This window comes from Bacterioplanoides sp. (genome assembly GCF_965219715.1).
In the GTDB taxonomy this organism is placed as follows: Bacteria; Pseudomonadota; Gammaproteobacteria; order Pseudomonadales; family Oceanobacteraceae; genus Bacterioplanoides.
Genome location: NZ_OZ244785.1, coordinates 14028 through 35353, shown reverse-complemented (window position 1 = coordinate 35353; position 21326 = coordinate 14028). Strand labels below are relative to the sequence as shown.

Sequence of the window (21326 nt, the reverse complement as noted above, 5' to 3'; positions counted from 1 at the left end):
TTCGCTCACACTGCCTGCGTGTTTTTGAACTAAACCGCAGGCCATGACTTCACATCGCGCTCAAATCCCTTACGAATTTATTGATGCTCCTTTAAGAGGAGCCGAGTCTCTGGGTGTCTCACGTCAACAAATCTGGCAAACAGCCGGACTCGACAGCAGCCTGTTGCAGCAACAGGCGCTTACCATTAGCCATGAAGATTACGCTCAGCTGATGGGGACTTTATGGCGCGAGTGCGATGACGAGTTTATGGGCCTGGCTAAGGTTCGCTCCCACTTTGGTACCTTCAGCATGATGTGCAAAGCCATTATCAGCTGCACCTCGCTGGAGCATGCGCTGCAGCGTGCCCGCCAGTTCTATGCACTGTTCGACCATGCTCCGAATATTCGCCTGGAAAAAGACAAACGTTTAAGCAAGATTATTATTGAGCATCAAACTCAATACGATCCAGATTTCTTTCTCGCCGAATCGTTACTGGCCATCTGGCATCGTCTCAGCAGCTGGTTGGTTGGCGAGGGCATTCCGCTGTTATCGGTCAGCTGTGCTTATCCACCGCCGCAGCATCATCAGTTGTACCAGGTATTGTTCGCTACACCGGTAAAATTTTCTCAGAACGAAACCTTTTTGCTGATACCCACCCGCATGCTGTCGTTGCCTGTCAGTCAGACTCCGGCTTCACTGCGTGCTTTTCTGGCAACCTCACCGGCCGATTTCCTGGCCCGGCCAAACCCACATGAGAGCATGACCGGTAAGTTGCGCCAACTATTCCGCCAGTACCCTCTGGAAGAGCTGCCAGCGCTGAACGAAACCGCCGATATTCTGAAAGTTTCCGGTGCCACGTTACGTCGCCGCCTGAGTGAAGAGCAGACGTCGTATCAGAAATTAAAAGACGAGTGCCGATTGGAAGAAGCCAGCCTGATGTTGACACAGGCCGATGCCAATATTCGCGACATCGCCGAACGCCTGGGCTTTACCGAAGCCAGTACCTTTCATCGTGCCTTTAAAAAGTGGCAAGGGTTAACACCTGGCGAATACCGCGCACGAAAACTGGCTGAAAAGAATTTGTCATAACCTGTCTTTACTCTCGGACAACTAACTAAGGATGTTCGGGAGACAGATTGTGTGGTGGAAGCAAGGCGTTATTTATCAGATTTATCCACGCAGTTTTCAGGACGATTTAAATACCCCGGATGGAATTGGCGACCTGCGCGGTTTAATTCAACGCCTGGATTACCTTAACGATGGTACAGAGCAATCATTAGGAATTGATGCCATCTGGCTGTCGCCTTTTTTCCCGTCTCCCATGGCGGATTTTGGTTACGATATTCAGAATTACTGCGATATCGATCCGGTATTTGGTTCCATGGCCGACTTTGAAGAGCTGCTGAGCGAAGCCCATCAACGTGGCATTCGCATCATCCTCGATCTGGTGGTGAATCACAGCTCAGATCAACATCCCTGGTTTATTGAAAGCTGCAATCCCACCTCGGAAAAAGCAGACTGGTATATCTGGCAGGAAGGACCGGCCAATCGCCCACCAAACAACTGGTTGGGGTGTTTTGGGGGCAAAGGCTGGACCTACCACAACGATCGGAAAGCCTGGTATTACCACTCATTTTTACCACAACAACCGGATCTCAACTGGCGAAACCACGAAGTTAAATCAGCAATAAAGCAGGTGATGGAGTTCTGGCTGGATAAAGGGGTTGATGGCTTTCGCCTGGATGTTGTTAATCTCTATTTTAAAGACCAGCAACTGCAAAATAACCCAACACACCGATTTAAAATTGGCCGCGCTTACGATCGTCAACAGCATATATTTGATCGCGACCAGCCGGAGATGCATCCGCTATTACAACAGATGCGCCAATGGGTTGATGCCTATCCGGATCGCATGATGGTTGGCGAAGTGATGTTGGCGGATGAATCCAACAGCGATCTGCCTGCCAGTTATTACGGTAACAACGACGAATTACACCAGGCATTTAATTTCGAATTTTTGCGCTGCCCATTTAAAGCAGACGCTTTCCGTAGCGTGATACAGAAATGGACAGAATTATTAGGCGAACATAACTGGCCCAACTACACCCTCAGCAATCATGATTTTGTTCGTCATGCCAGTCGCTACCAACAGGGGAAGGACACGCAGGCACGATTAAAATTACTGGCTTTATTGCTGCTGACCTTACGTGGCACACCCTATCTCTATTACGGCGAGGAAATTGGCATGCCCGAGCAAACCGTAAAGCGCCGGGATATTCAGGATCCGGTTGGTAAACGCTACTGGCCGCTTTATTCTGGCCGTGACGGCTGTCGTAAACCCATGATGTGGAACCACAAACGACGGTCACGAAGTGGCTTTAGCCGCGAACGCAGCTGGTTGCCGCAAACACCGGTGGCAGGCATCAGTGTGATGGAACAACATTCCGATCCGAACAGTTTATTAAGCTGGTATCGACAATTAATCTGGTTACGCAAACGTACCCCGGCGTTGCATTCCGGTTCGTTAACCTTGCTTGAAAGTGATAAAGATATTCTGGCGTATCAGCGTGAGCTGGATGGCGAGCGATTCTTAGTTATTCTGAATTTCTCCTCGAAAAAGAAATTTTTTGACAAACACATTCACGACTCAGACAGCCATAACAACACAAACGTCATTATTAATTCGCACCAAACTTCGCTAAGCAATAAGGGAGTGCGTCAGTCACTCCCAAACTTATTGCCGTATCAGGGGCTTGTCGTTAAATATTAAACGGAAATTTTTAAGAACTCGTGGAAAGCATTAAACGAAAGCACTGCGCTTACGATATTCGTGTGCCGGATAAGCACCTAAAATCCGCAAATCCCGGGAAAAATGTTCAAGCTCCTCAAGCGCGTGAATCATCGCGGGCTGCTCAGGGTGGCCCAGTACATCCAGATGAAAATGGCTGGCTTCCATTGTGCCACCATCCATGTAACTTTCGAGTTTGATCATATTGATGCCATTGGTTGCAAAGCCGCCCAACGCCTTATACAAAGCCGCCGGAATGTTACGTACCGCAAACAACATACTGGTGATATAGGTTGTATCTGGCTGATATTCTTTATGTTCAGGCTCTCGGCTGAAGACCAGAAAACGCGTGGTATTACCCATCACATCCTGAAAGTTATCGTGCAGAATTTCCAGGCCGTACAACTCGGCCGCCAGCTCCGAGGCAATGGCGCCGCGTTTCAGATCCTGAGTCTGACTCAACTTCTCAGCTTCCATCGCCGTATCCAGCATGGCGACCGGCTTCATCCCCAGATTAATAATACGCTGATGACATTGCGCCAGCGCCTGCGGGTGAGAAGCAACCTCTTCAATATCCGTCAATTTTACCCCCGGCACAGCCAGCAAGCAGTGGTTCACCGGCTCAAAGTGCTCTCCAATCACGTGCAATTGGGTGCGTGGAATCAGACGATAAATCTCTTCAACCCGCCCAGCCGTAGAGTTTTCCAACGGGATCATGGCACGGTCGGCAAAGCCATTGGAAACCAGATCCAGCGCTGACAAAAAGTCTTCACACGCTACCGCCTCCCACTCCGGAAATACCTTACGGCAGGACAAATGCGAATAGGCACCTGCGGTGCCCTGATAGGCAACACGAAAAGTTTTGGATGAAGAATCTTGCTGAGTCATGCTGTTTTCCCTTCACGCCCCAAAAACGGGCACTTCTACCGACTGACATTGATGACACTTCTTTCTAAGCTCTTTTTTGGTGCACGAAAAACACAAAACTAACTCAGAAATAAGTACTCAAAAAAGAAGATTGTACGTTATTCCGTAACGATAACCTTGTACTAAAACAACATCACACGCAGTTTTCTGCGCTGAATCGCCCGATTTCAGCGGGCAATTAAGGGTATGGCACAGAGTCTGCACTATTAATATTAATCACAGGATTCGAGGTGAATATGGCAAAGGTATGGCCTGACGCTTTAACAAACCACAACCAGATGCTGGCGCAACAGGCGCAACAGGCGCAACAGGCGGAACGAGTCTGGCAAGCGATGCCTGAGGCATGGAAAGAACAACTCCACACATGCTGGTTACCACTGGCAAGCCATCTGGCCGAATTCAGCGAACAATACAAAGCAACGCATCACCAACCTGCCATCGTTGGTATTCACGGCGGCCAGGGGTCGGGCAAATCAACTCTGTGCCGGGCTCTGGCCGACCTCTATCAGCAAGCATTCAACTGGAAAGTTGCGGTTATTTCGATCGATGACTTGTACCTCACCAAACATGAGCGCCAGAATCTGGCCAGCGAAATCCATCCTTTATTAGCAACCCGCGGCGTTCCGGGTACTCACGACGTGGTAACCGGCAGCGAATTGTTTCAGCAGTTACGAACGCTCGGCAGTAATAAATATCTGAATTATCCGGCCTTCGATAAAATCTCCGATGACCGTTGCCCGCAGGATGAGTGGCATGGAATCAGTGGCCCGGTGGATCTGATTTTGTTCGAAGGCTGGTGTGTTGGCTGCCAGGCTGCTGACAACACCGAACTGCAGCAGCCGGTTAACGACCTGGAACAACAGGAAGACAGTAACGGCCTCTGGCGCCAGTGGGTTAACGATCAGCTAAAAGACCATTATCAACCCTGGTTTGCGCAAATTGATTATCTGCTGATGCTGAAAGTTCCGGATATTGAAAGTGTTAATCAATGGCGCAGCCAGCAAGAACGCGACAATGAAAAACTGAGCAGTAATAGCCAGGCTGCATCCGGTATGACCGATGCTCAGATTCGCCGTTTTGTGCAGCATTATCAGCGTTTAACCGAACGCGCATTAAGAGATATGCCGGGTTATGCCGATCTGATATTAGAACTCAATAATCAGCATCAGGTCAGTGCCGTACACTACAATCAAACACAGGTGATCTCTGTGGAGGAAAGTGTATGACGGCGTTTACTCACTGGATTGTTCTGACCGACCTTGATGGCACTCTGCTCGACCATCACAGCTACAGCGCAGAGCCAGCCCGTGATGCCTTATCCCGCTTAGCACAGCTGGATATTCCCTGTATTTTTAATACCAGCAAGACCTTTGCTGAAGTTGTTCAGCTACGCCGCGATATGCATATCACAAGCCCGTTTGTGTGTGAAAACGGTAGCGCATTATTTATTGCAAAAAATAACGGTCAGTTTAATCCGCTCAGCACTCAACAGCAGGACTACAACAGCGAAATTCTGGCAACACCGTATGCAGACCTGCTCAAAGTGCTGTATCAGGCACGCCAGCAAGGATTTAACTTCCGTGGCTTCAACGATATGCCTGCCAGTGAAGTCGCTGCTGTCACCGGATTAAACGAAGATAAAGCCTGGCTGGCGAAACAACGCAGCGCATCAGAGCCATTACTGTGGCGTGGCAATAAAGAAGATTTGCCAAGATTCCGGAGCTTTATCGAATCGCATAAATTGCAATTAATCCAAGGTGGCCGTTTTTATCATGTTATGGGCGCCAGTGATAAAGCCAACGCCAATGAATTCTTCCGCAATTATTACGCCCACCAACATAACGTCGCGGCAGAGAACATTGGTGTTATCGCATTGGGCGACGGCGAGAATGATCGCAACATGCTTGAGCAAGCGGATTATCCGATTGTGATACCTGCAGCAGCAAACACCACGCTGCAATTAAGCAACCCAAACACCATTACCGCACAACACTCTGGTCCGGTTGGCTGGAACCAGGAAACTCTGAAACTGATTGAACAATTCAGCGTCTCCTCCGCATAACCGTTGGTAATCTAAAACGGATCGGACTGGCGCATTACTGGCTGTATTAAGGAGCATCACAGTGGCTGATTTTTATCAAAACGGCATTATTACCAACCTGCACAACCTGACGGACAGACCGTTAGAAGATCTGGAAAAGGAGTTAATGAGCTTTTCCCGGGTGCGCCCAATGTCACTGGTTTTACCGTCACTCTACTCCGAGCTGGAAGGCCCGGCTCTGGATAATATTATTCAGGAAATCTGTCAGGTACCCTACCTGAACGAAATTGTGATTGGCCTTGATCGCGCCAGCGAACAACAATATCACCATGCTCAGGAGTTTTTTGGTCGCCTGCCACAGCATCATCGTATTTTATGGAATGATGGCCCCCGCCTGAAAAAACTCGACTCGTTATTGCAGGAAGAAGGCCTGGCTCCTAAAGAACTCGGTAAAGGCCGTAACGTCTGGTATTGCTATGGTTATGTATTGGCATCCGGCAGAGCCGAATCCGTTGCATTACACGATTGCGATATCGTTACCTACGATCGCAGCCTGCTGGCACGATTGATATATCCGGTTGCCAATCCCGGATTTAACTACGAATTCGCCAAAGGTTATTACGCCCGTATCGCCCAGCAAAAAATGAATGGCCGGGTGAGCCGCCTGTTAGTTACTCCGCTGCTGCGCGCGCTGAAAAAAGTATATGGCTCTCTCGATTTCCTCGAATACCTCGACAGCTTCCGCTACCCGCTATCGGGTGAATTTTCCATGCGTGCGGATGTACTGAACGATATCCGTATTCCAAGCGACTGGGGCCTGGAAATAGGCGTGCTTTCAGAGATGAAGCGCAACTACTCCACCAATCGTATTTGTCAGGTGGATATTGCCGACGTTTACGACCACAAACATCAGCCACTGTCAGAAGAAGATGCCAACGCTGGCCTGTCGAAAATGAGCATTGATATCTGCAAAGCCATTTTCCGCAAACTCGCGACCCAGGGTGAAGTATTTACCAACGAAACCTTCCGCTCTTTAAAAGCAACCTATTTCCGCATCGCGCTGGACTTTATTGAAACCTACTACAACGATGCGCGAATGAACGGCCTTAATCTTGACCGTCATGCTGAAGAAAAAGCCGTTGAATTGTTTGCAGAGAATATTATGCGTGCTGGCGAACACTTCCTGGCAAACCCGATGGAAACGCCATTTATTCCGAGCTGGAACCGGGTTATCTCGGCCATGCCAGATGTTCTGGACCGTTTATATGAAGCGGTGGAAGAAGATAATAGTTAACACCATAGGGCAATAAATTAATAAAAAGAAAAGGGGCTGGGTGTACTAATATTCACGCCCCTTGCCATGTATACATTTCAGCGCTAAGAGCCAGAAACTTAGTTTTTGTCTTTGTCACCATGATCAGGTAATGAGCGAAGTGGTTCGTTGTTCTTCTGTAGTGGGCTCAGTTGATTAATCTGCTGGGATGGCTCGTCATGGGTAATTTCTGGATTAAGGTCAACAATCTGATTATCCGATGTGTTTGGCGTATTACGCTCTCGTATCCAGGGTTCTGGTGCATCTTTACGATATACATACCGATTCAATAGTGCCTCTATCAAATACCCCATTCTATAACGCAACGCCCAGCTCAGATGGATACTCAGGAATGCCATCACTACGCCAAGAGTTTTGTATGAATCCCCCCAACGCAAGGAAACAAAAATCCCTCTTAAAAACCGAGTAAATCGACTGTTCTGAGGGTCAATAAAGAAATCTGAGAACGAGACCTGACTATTCCAGAAAAAATACAGTGATATTAAATAACAGATGGCAAGGCCAACTGTTCCTGAAACAGTTTTTGCATTAATGACGATTGTCTTCATAAGTTTACCTACCTAAAAAAAGCCACACCATCCGTGGCGTAGCAAAGCCCTCAAGGGGAGAGATCAAAAGGAGTGCTTATTTAATTGCCAGCAGATAACCACCATGTTCTTCAGGAAAGTCGATGTCAGCTAACGGCTGATCAATCCCGACCTTCTGAATTTCTGGTTGCCCAGAATCAGTAATATTCAGATTAATCCAATCAACAACTTCGCCATTAACATCGATTTCAATGGTAAATTCACCTTTGGCAGCTTGCTTGCGCTCACCATAGGTTGGATGATCACCACAAGGAATGCTCAGCTTCAATCGTTGGTCAGCCCAGGCTGGTTTATCCCGTACCACCTGATCGTAGGTCATGCCTCCTTTCTCATATTCATTCCATTCATATCCTTGCCAAACCTTGCAGTCTTTCAGGGCTCTTACCGTGAGATCAAATTTTTCAAGGCTGCCACACTTATCCAGTAAACGTACCGCAGGATAGTAAATATCCAGGTCCCAGGATTCCGTATTCATTTCAACAGCAGCGTACTCATCTTTAGGAGTGCGAATATTAAAATAGTGGCCAAAAGCGTTTTGTTTATCTTCCGACGTCGTTTTAATGACTTCAAATGGATAGCAGAAAACCTCGTCGTCATATATTGAAACCTGGAGCTGATATTGACCTGGTTCCAGTGCACCAATATAGCCACCATCCGACAACAGCATATTCGTTCGCTGGGATCGAATGACTTCGTGTCCCTTCTCCGCACTCCAGCACACAAAGCGTTTAATCAACTGATCATCCTGCATAATCCGAACACGCAGTGCATCCCAGTTATATTGAACCTGGCGGCCTGCTTTCGTGTATCGCGGCAGAAACCACGCCGCAATGCCATACAAAGTAACTTCGCCATTTTTGCAGTTAAGGTTGAATCTGGGTTCAGAAAACCTAATTTTTTCCTGATCGCGGCTGGAATTAAAATCAATATCAAACCATTCCTGGCGCACTTGTTCGACAGAACTCTCTGCTGACGCAGCTGCCGCCCGATCTTTATCTTTACTCAGGTAATGAACCCGCATTTTGTGGAGACGATCATCTTCACGTCGCCAGTTCTCATTGCTTGGCCCCTGAACAATTTCTAATGGGTTGTGCTTTTCGGCATATTCGTAAGAAGGAAAAGAAAAGCTGACTTCACGTAACAAACCATCTTCCATGCGCTGCAGAACGCCATAACTGGATTGGGTACGAAACTGGAAGTATTCCAGGTCATTATCTTTGTTATCCAGCGCCCGGACTGATTCGTAACGAACTTCCGAGGCATCATCTAAAGCAAATGCATTAACAGGATCCATAGGGTCTTTGTATGCTGCCTGATTCTTTCTGGCCAGTTTTTCACGTTCATCCATATTCATTTCTGTAATGAACTTTTTTGCCAGGCCAAAAGCAGCTTTTAAACCACCTTTTTTTACTTCCTCAATGCCATCTTTTACTGCCTTTTTCGCAGCATCGACTTCATTCAATTGTTCAGGTTGATTTGATGAGCTGCGTACCGATCTGAGAGGGTATTCGCCTTCTCCAATACTCATATCTACTTCGTAGGATTCATCGGATCCAACGGCGATGGCATAGTACTTACCACTTTCAATAGTCATTATTTTACCTGCATAAAATTTGCTAAAGGCGGATCTTTATTCCATTCACCGGAAGCATGGGGGTGTATACAATCCGCTTTAATTTTTGTTCAAAATATCTGAGAGCGGACAATTCTAAGAACCCCAAAGCAACAAACCACCCTGCAATTGCACTAACCTCACCCTGAAGACTGCTGACTAAGTCTGTTTTTATGACATTAATCACATAAATAGCGATGAATCCGTTGCCGACAGTAAGACGTACAGCATCAGAGAAAATAAGCAACATCGGCAAAATACCCTACAGTTGTACTATGCCCACCCAGTATGTCGTTGATAAAATACGACACTCCGGTCAGCCGCCGGGTGAGAACAAGACCGAACAGTTTGTATGGATAAATATCGATGAAATTACCTAAGTCAGAGGATGCCTTTCTACTAGGAATGCTACTGGACCTGAATCAGAGCACCCAGGCCTGGGAGCATTTTATGCAGGTATATCTGCAACATTTTAACCTCAGGTCGTGCCACCTGATGGTAGTCAGCTCGCGAACACAGGCGATGCGGTTTCATGTTGAGGCAGGCGAGCCCACCTCTCCGGAGTTTATGAAAATATATCTGGAGAAATACATTCAGCATGATCAGGTTCTGAATAAGATTAACCGTTCTCCAACCGGCCATTTCTATGCAACAAATGAAATTCATGAAGAAGAAAACGTTTACGACTCTGATTATTTCCTGAACTTTGCTCAACCACAGGGAATGGCTGAAGGCGCTGCAGCCTGCGCGTTTACCGAGGGAGAATGGCGATGCATTATTGGCACTAACCGTAACGCTCAACAGGGGAAATATTCGCGCGATGAACTGGAGCGTATGGACACCCTGCTGCCGTACATCGAAAAAGCCATCAAAACTACATTTCAGGTTGCCGAACACAGTAAGAGTGATATGCGCTCCCGAGCGCTTGTAAATACCTTCCGCATTCCTGTGGCGGCATTAACCGAGTATGGCGAAATCTGGGCGATGAATGACCAGATGAAAAACCTGATCGAAAATGACAAAACTCTTTATATACAGAATAACTCTCTGCATTCAAGCAATAAGGATCACGAACGAATGCTGTCTAACGGGCCGATCCAGATACACAAACGTGTCAATGGCCTGGGTATGGATAGCGATGACTCAGAATGTTTCAGACTGAATGATAAAGCCCAATTAGCCTTTCAGGAACTCACTGAGGAAAAGGATGGTCAGACGGTTTTTCTCGGGGTACTCGTGTATGCCGTTTCGGAACAATGGATTACCTCAACATCGATACAGCAACTGATGGATTTATTTTCACTATCTCCGGCAGAAGCTCAGGTGTGCAAGCGCTTGAGCCAGGGCTGTAGCCTGAAGGAAATCGCTAAAGTAGAGCAAAAATCGGTTAATACTGTCCGCGAACAACTGTATCGCTCCTTCGAAAAAACAGGCTGCAACAGCCAGGTTTCACTAATGAACCTGATGGCAACACTGCCTTATTATCAGGAACCTGAAATCGGACTTTTGTCCTGATCGATAAAAACCGGGAAACTGGAATCCCTTCCATTTCCCGGCAGGGTGCGGCTGACTAATGCTGGCCATCCTATCAGCCCAGCCGCTCCCGGCAACCCTGAGATCGTACTATTCCCGCCCTATTTGAAATCCTTTAGATTTCCCCATCCGAAGTGCCTACTGCCGATAGCCATATCATCCAATTGCGTCCGTTTTGATGAAGTGAAGTCTTTTTACTGAACCGGTTATATCGATTCCGACTTACGCTGGTTATCTGTGGCAAGTAGCGCTGTACTAATATACGTAGCCTACAGGTAATTTTTGCCATGCCTAAAACCGTCGTCTTTGCTATGTTCGATAATGTTCAGTTACTGGATGTCAGCGGCCCAGCAGCAGTTCTGGCAATGGTTAACACTCTTATGGGCGAGACGGTCTACGACCTGCACTATGTGAGCGGCAATAAAGACAGGAAAGTCATAACAAGTAGCCAAATGAGCATCAATACCGGGAGTTTTTCAGACGTCCAGTGTATCGATATGTTGATTGTTCCGGGCGCACTGGAAGACGCCGTCGACCAGGCGCTGGAAGACCCGGTATTGATGAGCTGGCTGGGCTCTCTCTCAAATAAAGTAGAAGTGAAGATCAGCGTATGTATGGGTACCTTCTTCTTCGCGAAACTAGGCTGGCTCGACAATAAAAAAGCAACGACGCACTGGGCAGGTATCAACAAGTTACAAAATGACTATCCCAGGGTTCGCGTTACCGGCGAATCACTGTTTCAGAACGATGGTGACGTATGGAGTTCAGGTGGTGTCACTTCTGGTATTGATATGATGCTGGCACTGATTACACGGGATTTTGGTGTTGAAATAGCCATTAAAACCGCGAAATTACTGGTCGTTTATCTATTGCGGGATGGCAGACAATCGCAGTTTTCGATTCCTCTGGAGTTCCAGACACAATCTAATGATAAAAACGTTATTTCGTTAATCGCCTGGCTGGAAGAGAGGCTGGACAAAGCAACTTCAGTTCAGGATATGGCGGCTTATACCAATGTATCCGTCAGAAAACTCCATAACCTATGCCAAAGTATGTTTAATTTCGGGCCTGCTCAGCTGTTGTCGGAGATGCGAATGGAAAAAGCCAGAATGTTGCTGCTACAGGACGAGCGCCCGATCAAGGAAATTGCCTTCTCCCTAGGGTTCAGCCAATCAGCTGCGTTATCAAAGGCATTCAACCGCCGTTATGGCATATCACCAGCGAAGTATCGCGAAGCCTATAGTGCCCCCGAGTAAACGTCTTTCGTAGCTACAACCGCCTCGTATTGCGAACACCCCATCAATACTGTCATCTTTCTGTAACAGCTTTGCAGTTTCAGACACCCTTCCTGCATTTCCGGATACCAAAACACGTCAAAGGCCATGATAGCGTGTGGCCTTTCAACATGGTGGCGCAAACGGCGCACCATTTTGTCTCGGAGGCGATAGCCCCCAAGCCCGAGAATACCCGGATTAATCAGGAGGCAATGCTTTGTTAAATCATGCTGTATCAGCCCCCCAGCGCTACTGGTCGTCAACCGATTATTTGGCACAATTACTTTGCAACACATCCCGGGAAGCGGATACCTGGCCACAATTTCTCGAACAGTTTCGGCAGCACTTCAACCTCAATGCTTGTCATTTGATTTTGGTGAATAATGCGACAAATGCCATTTTGACGCATTTACATGCAGGAAAACTCGCCACCAAAAAATACGCCGATGCTTACCATGAGAAGTACAGATCTCAGGATATGGTGATACACGAAGCAAGAACATCCGCTAGCCGGAAATTTTTTGCAACGAATCTCTGGGACAAAAAAGAGTTGTACTACAACTCATCGTTTTATCAAAACTGGGCCTTGCCTCAAGGTTTAATTGAAAGCGGAGCTGCTTGCATATTCGCAGAAAATGACTGGCGTTGCATTTTAGTACACAACCGTACAAAAGCTCAGGGGAAATACGACCTAGACGATATCGCCGGAATGAACGATTTGGTTCCTCATTTGGAACGAGCGATTAAAGCATGTTACATGCGGGATCAACTGAATCAACACAATACCCGAACGCGCACGATTCTTGAGGGCTATCGTACTCCTGTCGCAATTATTACTGAATTTGGCAAAGTCTGGGGCACAAACCGCTTGATGGAAGAGCTGCTTCAGGACGAAAACTCTCTGTATATTCGTGATGGTATTCTTCGGGCTCAAATCCCCGGAACTGATCGCGCTATCACTACCGCGATTATGAACAGCGCCAATAAAGATGCATTACCGGCACCAATGTTTGTTGATGTCAGCGAGGATATTCGCCTCCATTTCTGCGGAATCCGTGGAAAGCACAACAATCTGAAAACCAACAAAGGCGTTTTATTGTTCGCCATAAGCAGAAATTATCGAACGCATGTCTCTGTAGAAACCTTAATGGGAATGTTTTCTTTAACACCTTCAGAGGCCGCCGTCTGCAAATACATATTAGAAGGCAAAGAGTTGAGGGAAATTGCGGAAATCAGAAGTAAATCGGTAAATACCATTCGTGAACAACTCTATCAGTCATTCAAAAAAACCGGTTGTAGCAGCCAGACCGCTCTGGTCAATATGCTGACATCAATTCCGGTACTTGACTGCTGATTCTCCTCTCTAACACCTTAGATTGACTTAATTTTTCTGAATAAACTCATAAAAAAACGCCCGGTTAACCGGGCGTTTTTGACTCTGATTGTTATGACGCAGTTACTCTCGGGCGTCGATCAGAGTGGTTGGCAATTGCAGATTCGGCTGATGCTTGGCCTCGGTGCTGCCATTATTAGTATTTAATATCAGCTGAGGAACATTGCTCTCTTTTTCATCCAGGAAGTAAACACCACGACTGTTGTTCTCCTGCCCATTAGCAGTAAACACAATGCGGTCATTTAACAGAGTTAACTGTCTCGGCTCATCATTATCGCCTAACGGGAAAGATACCGGAGTATTAAGGTCTGTATTCACCGACTTCGCCAGGTGGTAGTTACCCTCACTGTTTTTCAGGGCGTAAAAGATTTCTTTTCCTTTAACCAGAGGTTTTTCCAATGGGTCTTTGATACTACTCAGACGTGTTGGGTTGTAGCTATTACCTTGCGGTTTCAGCTCCCATAAATACGCTACACCATCCTCAGTGGCCGTGGCTTTATACAGCACCGAGCCATTAGCAGGAAATTCTGTTAAGTGACTGATATCACCGTGTGTACCGGAAAATTTTAATTCAGTAGCATTTGTGGTACCAAAACCAACATACAAACGCCCAGAATCTTGAGAACCTGTTTCGTTTGACATAAAAAAGATTCGGTTACTGTCGACAGACGCGAAGTTCGACGGGTAACTGTGTTTCCCGGTATCAAGATCAGTGACGCTAACCGTTCCTGATTCACTGCCATCAGATACCCATAAAGTACGTCCGGTTCCAGCATAACCTGGACCAGTCGGCTTTCCATCCCAGGCACTGAAATACAGCTTTCCATTAATCCAGCTGAGGTTCAGTGGAACGGATCCCATACGTGTACGATCCTCATCGCCCGGAGCGCGAATATCTTTTACCAGACTAACGGAAATATCGTCGCCGGTATCAGGGATACGTGCTTTAAATAACTCACGACCCAGTGACTGACCATTTTCGTAGGAAATTGCGGTAAAGAATAAAGTATCAATCTCCGGGGCATATACAAAGCTGCTGGGATTGCTACTACTCCCCGGTGCCAGTTCAATTTGTTTGAACTCAAGCGTGCCGTCGATATTACGAACGACCCACAATTCTGTCCCTTTATCCTGAGCATCGCCAGACAGCACCATTTTATTAGCAAATGCATACAGGTTATTCGGTTTAGTCAAACCATTTAGCTGATCAGGCTGGATATATCTCTGGCTTGTACCATCGATCTCAATCTCACGAATAAGACCTGATGAGCGGTATGTCCGCAAGATGGAGTATAAACTAGCGCCTAATCTCACCGCCTTGGTTATTTCGCCCTCTTGAGGGTTATCGCCATTAACCTGGCCCAAAGATATAGCTACACCATTTTTTCGTTCAGAACTACCATCGGTATAGTACCCGAACTTATTAAGCTGGTCGCTGTAGCGGCCAACGCTGGTGTACAACATTGCCTCAACATCAACAATGATGGAGGTGCTTTGTACGGAACCGGAAACAACACCGGTTTTAGCATACGGCTTAACATATAGCTTCAGAGCTTTTCCACGGGCAGAGAAAGGTACAGCCAAAGCAGCGGTTGTTCCTAATTCCGTTTCTGTTCTGTCTGCATTAATCTGAACCCAACGATAAGTCGTTTTATCCCCGTCCTGAGCATCGTTATCGTCATCAAGGTAAAAATAACAAGCGTTGACCTGGTCACCCACTTTTAATAGTCCTAATGGACGGGCGTCACAGTCTTTACTTATATGCAATTTGCTAATACTGGGGGCAGAATTGTCTGAAACCTGTCCACCACCGCCAGCAGTAACACTTTGGCCAGGAGAGGCACCTGTTTGAGCAGACGGTTTAAATACAACGGTTATAATGTGGCCGATATCGTCAGTGGTTACCCGATAACTGGTACCAGTAGCACCGTCTATTTTCACCGTTGACTGCCCTGCAACCGGAAGTCGACGGTACCATTGAATATCAACAGGCCCAGCAGAAGCATCCGATTCCAGATCACGATGGGTGTAGTCGATTGTCAACGTCGTACCAACGTAGATATCGCTACCCGCTGATGAGATAATTTTTTGATCCTCAGCATACGGTATCGAGTTTGCAACAGACAGCTCGTCTGATAAAACGGGAACGCCTTCTTCAGTCCCGGTGCGGGCCATTGGCGTTATGCGTGCAGAGATCTTTTTGCCAAGTTGATCTCTGCCTATGCCAAACTCGAATCCGACTATGTTAATTGGCTCACCATCAGCCAGCCACTCAATAAAATGTTCGCCCGCCTTATCACCTTCAGCATCAAAATAGGTGAAGGAAACGCTGACATCATCGCCAAGCAATAGCAGACCGCCGTTATTATCAATAATCGAGAAATCACGAGCTTCCGGCGCCAGGTTTTTTGGTGCGATTTTTTGTTCAACCGTAACTTTATCTGACGCAACAGGCGTACCGGTTAATTCGCCGGATACCGCGACAGGAGTCACTTCAAAGCTGATTTGTTTACCGACATCTGCAGTAGCAAGCGTGTAGCTTTTTCCGTTTTCTCCAGATATTGCTTCACCATCACGCAACCAGCGAATCAATGATGCGCCCTCTGCATCATTGTCATTGTCCGAGTATGTGTAAGACAGTGTTAACGTATCGCCAACCCGCGCCTGCTCACCGTTATTATCTGTTATAGCGAGATTACTGACGGTAGGAGCCGCATTAGTGACGCCACCAGAACCACCATCCTGGCCTCCGCCAGAGCCACCGTCCGGACCACCACTTGAACCACCATCAGAACTGCTGCCACCTGAACCACCACAGCCCGAAAGCACAGCAACGGCCAAAGCACTGACCATATATTTTGAAAGAGACATTGAGATTTACCTTAAGATAAAAATGTCGCTCAATGTTAAAGATTGGCCTTTTTCAAGCCACCCTGCAATTGTACTAAAACCACCTGAAATCCTTTGAAGTAACGTAATTTTCAGAACAATTTAGAGCATTTGTGATTGATTTCACACAAGGAGAAAAAGAGGTAAAAATTAAAAATCAGAAGAAAAAAAATACGGGCGAAATCGCCCGTATTACATCCAACGAAAACTATGATTTACAAAGGGTTTACGGGGTTCGGATCAAATTCAATCTGAGCCTCAACCGCCTTACCCCAGTTTATACCATCCGTTGACGACCAGATTTCACCGAAGCGCTCCTGATTCTCACCGAGACCACCAATAATGATTAACCGATCGTCTTTTGCAACCATTGCAGGATAAAATCGCATTGGGAATCCGGTATTGTCGGTCACTTTAGTCCAATCAGTGCCATTTCCGGATTTCCAGACATTATTGAAATTATCGCCACTGTTACCAACACCACTGTACATCCAAAGCTCACCAGCCAATTCAACAACCCGTGCATCCGCACGAGGTTCAAATGCTGCATCCGACTCACTCCAGGTTTTGCCATTGTCGGTTGATTGCCAGACTTTTCCATGATACTGCGTAGAACCATAACCACCAATAACCCATAACGACCCATTAAAGCTTAATGCGGCGAATCCCCACTCCGCATCAAAGGAAGAATCATTTGCGGTAGTGATAGCGGTCCAATCACTACCATTTTCAGAGGTAAAGACACGATTACGATAAATGTTGCTCGATCCACTTTCCCGCTCAGTCGCAATTAAAACAAGTTTATTGTCATGAACAACTAAACGAGCAAAGCGTAACACGGGAAAATCACCATCTGCGGTGCTGGCTGTTACTTGCCAATTGCCCGAGTCACTGCTCTCATTTAAACGGGCAACGGTGCCGTTATCCTGCAACACCCACAACTGATCGTTATAATTCACAGCCGATAGCGTGTTCTTACTGATAAGCCCTCCTGAAGTCTGGCGTTTTTGCCAATCAAACCCTTCCGCAGATTGCCAGGTATCCGTGACAAATGAGGACACAATGCCGCCAATAACATTAATTTTATTGTTACTTACAACAGCCACTGAATTGTATCGGCCAGGTAATTTTTGACTGCCTTTAGCCCAGGAGAATCCGTCAGTTGAACTTTGCGCACGAATACGATTTGAATACGCTCCAATCACCCAGATTTTATCAGCAAACGACATCACATCTGCATTTCCCGCAGGCACTAAGTTACGGGGATCCGAGCCTGCATCATACTGACTCCAGCTACCGCTATTCGCCCCATAGCCAAAAATCAGTGCTCTGACAGGATCGACCAGAAATAACTTATCCTTAATCTGAACAAAACGAGAATAGCTACCGGTTTGTACGTTTCCACCAACGCTGGAAATTGAAGCAACCAACGTCCAGGAAGAATTATTAAACTGATATACCTTCCCTTTTACGTGACATATCAGTTTATCCGCTTCATCACCGCTGCCTTTAACAACTCCCAGCTCAAAACGATCATACAAACCGCCGCAAGATTGATTGGTACTTTGTTTACTCCAGTTGATACCATCACTTGAGGCCCATAAGTCATGTTTATTGGTGGAATTACCTCCGGACAGCCATAACTTGCCATTTGCTTCTACAACGGAATGGTCACTGTAACGACTAAAATCAGCAAATGTGGTGTTCTGAGTCCAATCAATACCGTCATAAGAAGACCAAATATCTTGCTGAACAATAGCACGACCATCAACAACCTGAGTTCCGCCGGTTAACCACAAGCGACCTTTGAACTCGACTACATGATGATCAAAACGCGGGGTAAACACCCGATTGCTTGCGGTAACTTCTTTTTGCCATACGCGCCCGTCAACAGAAGACCAGACCTCATTGCTTCCACCGTTAGCGGGATCACCGCCAAAACGCCACAGTTTTCCTTTAAACTCAACAAAATGCGCTCCGGTAAACAGACTGAAATCCGGCTCTGCACTGAGCTGCCCGCGCGCCTGGTAGTTACCATAACTCATACGATAAGCGGCATCGCGCTGCAGAGTTAAGGCAGTAATATCTACATTTTCAGGAGTGGTCTGATAATCTTGCAGTTCAGCAGTTTGATAATCCTGACAGCCGGAAGGGTTCGCTAAATCGCAGTTTAAATCAGAACTACTGGTCAGCTGGACACCCGATAGATTATCGCTGAATTTTAACGTGGAGCTATCTTTGCCAACCCAGGTTTTCACATTCATGCTGGCTGCACGCACTTCCACATCATAACTGGCAGAAGCAGCCGGATAATCACCAAATGCCGCAATTTCTGCGGTAATTGTTGCGTGTCCCGGCTTTAACGGAAACACAGTTCCCGCCGCAATTTTAGGCCCGTCCTCTGCAACAACAAAAGCGATGCCGTCATCTGAACTGGAGTAGCTGATTGCGCCACGTCCCAGGCCTGTTGCGCGGTTGGTGAATTGCGCACGAACAATTGCCTTTAAATTACCAGACTGGGCAAACGTAAGGTTTTGTTGTGGTGTTTCATCAACGGTAACCGGCGCCGATATATACGTTGAACCAGGTTCGTTAGCGTCTGACCCCGGACGCACATGTACTTTAATATTGTTGCCAGCATCTTTTTGGCCAACGATATAAACTTTTCCGCGTTGATCCGAAACCAGATTGCCATTACTGAACCAGGAATAACCGGTTCCGGCTTCGGCATCACCATCCTTATCAAGGTAGGTATACTGAGCGACCAGACGATCACCAACAACAACCGTTCCACCATTTTCATCAACAACGGTCAGACCACTCACCTGTGGCCTGTGAGATATCATTACCCGCGATGACGTTAACGTATTACCTTCTTTATTACCGGTCTTGGCTTTACCCGTGACAACTGCCCAGATTTCAGCCCCTTCGTACGCTGAGCTGATAACATACTCTTTATTTCCGGCGGAATCCGGAATGTCGGCGACGGTACTGTCTTTTGAGAACTTCCAGATAATATGTGAATCGTCAGCGTCGTTCTCGCTATCACTATATTGGTAATTCACTGTTAAGGTGTCGCCGTATAAGGTACGCCCACCATTTTTGTCTTCAACCGTTACATTACTGATCACCGGCGCATCGTTAAGCACAGCAACAGAAACTGCACTACCAGCAGAAACATTCTGAATCGCTCCTTGCTTATTGCCTGAGGTCGCAACAGCGGTTGCCCTGGCAGTCAGCTGTTTACCAGCATCGTCACTTGTTACGGTATAGGTCGCGTCATTCGCACCTTCAATCTCAACCGTGTCGCGATACCAGCGGAAAATATGCGTACCGGCCGTATCACCTTCGGCATCCTTGTATTCAAATTTGATGGTAACCTGATCACCAACATTTACGTCAGTTTTATCAAAAACTAAATTTGAAAATGATGGAGCTTCATTGGGCGCAATCGCTGCGACAGCTCCTTCAACAGACTGCTCACTGCCTTGTGGCATACCTGATGTGGCAACCGCTGTGACTTTGGCGGTTATTTCATTACCGATATCGTCACCGGTAATAGTGTAAGTTGCTGCATCTGCACCACTTATTTTACTGCCATTGCGGAACCAGCTGAAAATATGACTCCCCGCCGGGTCATTATCTGCGTCTGAATAGCTAAACTGGATTACAATCTCTTCGCCAAGCTGCGCTGAGGATTTGTTAAATGTCAGAGCGGTAAAAGAAGGAGCAGAATTACCGGGAACACTGATTTGTGCGGAGCGTGCCGCGCTTCCTTGCAATGCCCCTGTTACAGATACCGGTGTGACTTCGAACATCAGATTTGTTGCCAGATCATCTGAACTAAGGGTATAGGTTTTCCCTGTTGCACCTGAAATTGCTTCGCCATTTCGTAACCAACGAAACAGTGAGGTGCCTTCCTTATCACCTTCCTTATCCAAAAACTGGTAATCGCCCACCAACTTATCACCTGGAATAAGCTGACCTCCGTTCTCATCGACAACGGTAATAGCAGAAGCTGTTGGGGGTGTATTATTCCCAGGTGTTGGATCAGAAGAGTCACTACCACTGCTTCCGGATCCACCACACGCCGATAAAAAAAGCGGCACTAATGTTGCCGCAAGTATTGTCCGATTCATTTCTTTACCCTTAAAAGATATTCAGCGCGGAATGGTAAAGAAGCGGCGTTTTCCGGGAACCCTGCAATTGTACTAGGCAACCTAAAATTGCTAAGTTAGTCACACAACGGCAACTCGTTGTACTTAAAATTCTTCCTGTTGTTACCCTACAGCCACCGGGCGATATCATCGTTCGCCATGTTTAAAGTAGTACCGATAAGTACTACCACGAGTAACACCCGTCTTAGCTCTGGGAGTCACTTCAACCCATAGCCTGTCAGCAAGATCGTCCTTTTTTACCCGATATTCACGATGAGCTCCGGCCTGAAGTACTTTTTTATTCGTACGGAATACGTACTCGGCAGGCGCTTGTGGGTCATTCTCCTGATCATGGTAGCGAAAGCTTACATTCAGAATATCACCCGGCTCTATTGGCATATAGGAACTGGAACTGCCATTAACACTGCTTTGTAACCCCATTAATACTACTGGCGCAGTGTTGTCATAGACCATTTCACTATACGATCGATAGACTCTTTTCTCCTGAATTTTATTACCGGCGAGAATGACGCCCGCTGAAATTCGCTGCCCGGCATGCTGAGGCAGCAAGCGGAAAGTATCAGAAGATCCACGAGATACCTCCAGGCCATTCAGGTACCAGATATATATGGCGCTATCGAACTGATCTGCGTTCTTTTCACCAATAATAATATTTACCTTTGCAACCTGGCCGGAAAAAATCTGTAGTTTATTGGTTGTTTGGTTGATCAAATCAATAATCAAAGTTGCATCTTTGGCCATCGTCCTTTGCGTTAACAAAAATAAGGAAAATACCAATAGAAAAGCGACAG

14 protein-coding genes are annotated in these 21326 nt (G+C 46.8%); 8 read left to right on the top strand and 6 right to left on the bottom strand.

The window, feature by feature from the left end; genetic code table 11:
* The first annotated feature begins 43 nt into the window (after positions 1 to 43).
* Complete coding sequence (locus ACOQOZ_RS00660) at positions 44 to 1069, top strand: AraC family transcriptional regulator (protein ID WP_420590358.1); 1026 nt, start codon at positions 44 to 46, stop codon at positions 1067 to 1069.
* 49 nt (positions 1070 to 1118) lie between these two features.
* The gene (locus ACOQOZ_RS00655; protein WP_420590357.1) at positions 1119 to 2750 is read left to right on the top strand and encodes an alpha-amylase family glycosyl hydrolase; all 1632 of its coding nucleotides are present in this window, start codon (positions 1119 to 1121) and stop codon (positions 2748 to 2750) included.
* A 30-nt stretch (positions 2751 to 2780) separates the two neighbouring features.
* Here ACOQOZ_RS00655 and ACOQOZ_RS00650 read toward each other — a convergent pair whose 3' ends face one another.
* On the bottom strand, positions 2781 to 3656 hold the full coding sequence (locus ACOQOZ_RS00650; protein WP_420590356.1) for a prephenate dehydratase: 876 nt from the start codon (positions 3654 to 3656) through the stop codon (positions 2781 to 2783).
* 275 nt (positions 3657 to 3931) lie between these two features.
* On the opposite strand from ACOQOZ_RS00650, the gene ACOQOZ_RS00645 reads away from it, so the two are divergent.
* The 3 genes from ACOQOZ_RS00645 (at position 3932) to ACOQOZ_RS00635 (ending at position 7030) form a co-directional block, all read left to right on the top strand.
* Positions 3932 to 4921 (top strand): hypothetical protein, encoded by a 990-nt coding sequence (locus ACOQOZ_RS00645; RefSeq protein ID WP_420590355.1) that lies wholly within the window; start codon positions 3932 to 3934, stop codon positions 4919 to 4921.
* Positions 4918 to 5757 carry an HAD-IIB family hydrolase gene (locus ACOQOZ_RS00640; protein ID WP_420590354.1) on the top strand — a complete coding sequence of 280 codons (840 nt, stop codon included), beginning with the start codon at positions 4918 to 4920 and terminating at the stop codon, positions 5755 to 5757. Before ACOQOZ_RS00645 ends, ACOQOZ_RS00640 begins: the two co-directional genes overlap by 4 nt.
* 61 nt (positions 5758 to 5818) lie before the next feature.
* The gene (locus tag ACOQOZ_RS00635) at positions 5819 to 7030 is read left to right on the top strand and encodes a glycosyl transferase (RefSeq protein WP_420590353.1); all 1212 of its coding nucleotides are present in this window, start codon (positions 5819 to 5821) and stop codon (positions 7028 to 7030) included.
* Between the two features lie 98 nt (positions 7031 to 7128).
* Here ACOQOZ_RS00635 and ACOQOZ_RS00630 read toward each other — a convergent pair whose 3' ends face one another.
* Both ACOQOZ_RS00630 and ACOQOZ_RS00625 read right to left on the bottom strand, forming a co-directional pair.
* On the bottom strand, positions 7129 to 7617 hold the full coding sequence (locus ACOQOZ_RS00630) for a hypothetical protein (protein ID WP_420590352.1): 489 nt from the start codon (positions 7615 to 7617) through the stop codon (positions 7129 to 7131).
* Positions 7618 to 7693: 76 nt separating this feature from the next.
* Positions 7694 to 9250, bottom strand: a complete 1557-nt coding sequence (locus ACOQOZ_RS00625; RefSeq protein ID WP_420590351.1) for a hypothetical protein — start codon at positions 9248 to 9250, stop codon at positions 7694 to 7696.
* A gap of 384 nt (positions 9251 to 9634) precedes the next feature.
* Here ACOQOZ_RS00625 and ACOQOZ_RS00620 point away from each other — a divergent pair, with 384 nt between their 5' ends.
* The 3 genes from ACOQOZ_RS00620 (at position 9635) to ACOQOZ_RS00610 (ending at position 13429) form a co-directional block, all read left to right on the top strand.
* Positions 9635 to 10783 (top strand): helix-turn-helix transcriptional regulator, encoded by a 1149-nt coding sequence (locus tag ACOQOZ_RS00620; RefSeq protein ID WP_420590350.1) that lies wholly within the window; start codon positions 9635 to 9637, stop codon positions 10781 to 10783.
* Between the two features lie 305 nt (positions 10784 to 11088).
* A complete protein-coding gene (locus tag ACOQOZ_RS00615) occupies positions 11089 to 12057 on the top strand; it encodes a GlxA family transcriptional regulator (protein ID WP_420590349.1) in 969 nt (322 codons plus the stop codon).
* A gap of 235 nt (positions 12058 to 12292) precedes the next feature.
* Positions 12293 to 13429, top strand: coding sequence for a helix-turn-helix transcriptional regulator (locus ACOQOZ_RS00610; RefSeq protein ID WP_420590348.1), 1137 nt, complete (start codon positions 12293 to 12295; stop codon positions 13427 to 13429).
* Between the two features lie 102 nt (positions 13430 to 13531).
* On the opposite strand, the gene ACOQOZ_RS00605 is transcribed toward ACOQOZ_RS00610, so the two are convergent.
* The 3 genes from ACOQOZ_RS00605 to ACOQOZ_RS00595 all read right to left on the bottom strand — a co-directional run bounded on the left by ACOQOZ_RS00605 (position 13532) and on the right by ACOQOZ_RS00595 (position 21276).
* Positions 13532 to 16339 carry a hypothetical protein gene (locus tag ACOQOZ_RS00605; protein WP_420590347.1) on the bottom strand — a complete coding sequence of 936 codons (2808 nt, stop codon included), beginning with the start codon at positions 16337 to 16339 and terminating at the stop codon, positions 13532 to 13534.
* Between the two features lie 233 nt (positions 16340 to 16572).
* The gene (locus tag ACOQOZ_RS00600; RefSeq protein ID WP_420590346.1) at positions 16573 to 20496 is read right to left on the bottom strand and encodes a hypothetical protein; all 3924 of its coding nucleotides are present in this window, start codon (positions 20494 to 20496) and stop codon (positions 16573 to 16575) included.
* Between the two features lie 165 nt (positions 20497 to 20661).
* Positions 20662 to 21276, bottom strand: a complete 615-nt coding sequence (locus ACOQOZ_RS00595) for a hypothetical protein (protein WP_420590345.1) — start codon at positions 21274 to 21276, stop codon at positions 20662 to 20664.
* Positions 21277 to 21326 lie beyond the last annotated feature (50 nt).

Bases quoted from the DNA above. Each gene is read 5' to 3' on its own strand.
- ACOQOZ_RS00640 (WP_420590354.1), top strand. From the start codon at position 4,918: ATGACGGCGTTTACTCACTGGATTGTTCTGACCGACCTTGATGGCACT.
- ACOQOZ_RS00620 (WP_420590350.1), top strand. From the start codon at position 9,635: ATGAAATTACCTAAGTCAGAGGATGCCTTTCTACTAGGAATGCTACTG.
- ACOQOZ_RS00625 (WP_420590351.1), bottom strand. From the start codon at position 9,250: ATGACTATTGAAAGTGGTAAGTACTATGCCATCGCCGTTGGATCCGAT.
- ACOQOZ_RS00615 (WP_420590349.1), top strand. From the start codon at position 11,089: ATGCCTAAAACCGTCGTCTTTGCTATGTTCGATAATGTTCAGTTACTG.
- ACOQOZ_RS00650 (WP_420590356.1), bottom strand. From the start codon at position 3,656: ATGACTCAGCAAGATTCTTCATCCAAAACTTTTCGTGTTGCCTATCAG.
- ACOQOZ_RS00600 (WP_420590346.1), bottom strand. From the start codon at position 20,496: ATGAATCGGACAATACTTGCGGCAACATTAGTGCCGCTTTTTTTATCG.
- ACOQOZ_RS00630 (WP_420590352.1), bottom strand. From the start codon at position 7,617: ATGAAGACAATCGTCATTAATGCAAAAACTGTTTCAGGAACAGTTGGC.
- ACOQOZ_RS00645 (WP_420590355.1), top strand. From the start codon at position 3,932: ATGGCAAAGGTATGGCCTGACGCTTTAACAAACCACAACCAGATGCTG.
- ACOQOZ_RS00660 (WP_420590358.1), top strand. From the start codon at position 44: ATGACTTCACATCGCGCTCAAATCCCTTACGAATTTATTGATGCTCCT.
- ACOQOZ_RS00595 (WP_420590345.1), bottom strand. From the start codon at position 21,276: ATGGCCAAAGATGCAACTTTGATTATTGATTTGATCAACCAAACAACC.
- ACOQOZ_RS00605 (WP_420590347.1), bottom strand. From the start codon at position 16,339: ATGTCTCTTTCAAAATATATGGTCAGTGCTTTGGCCGTTGCTGTGCTT.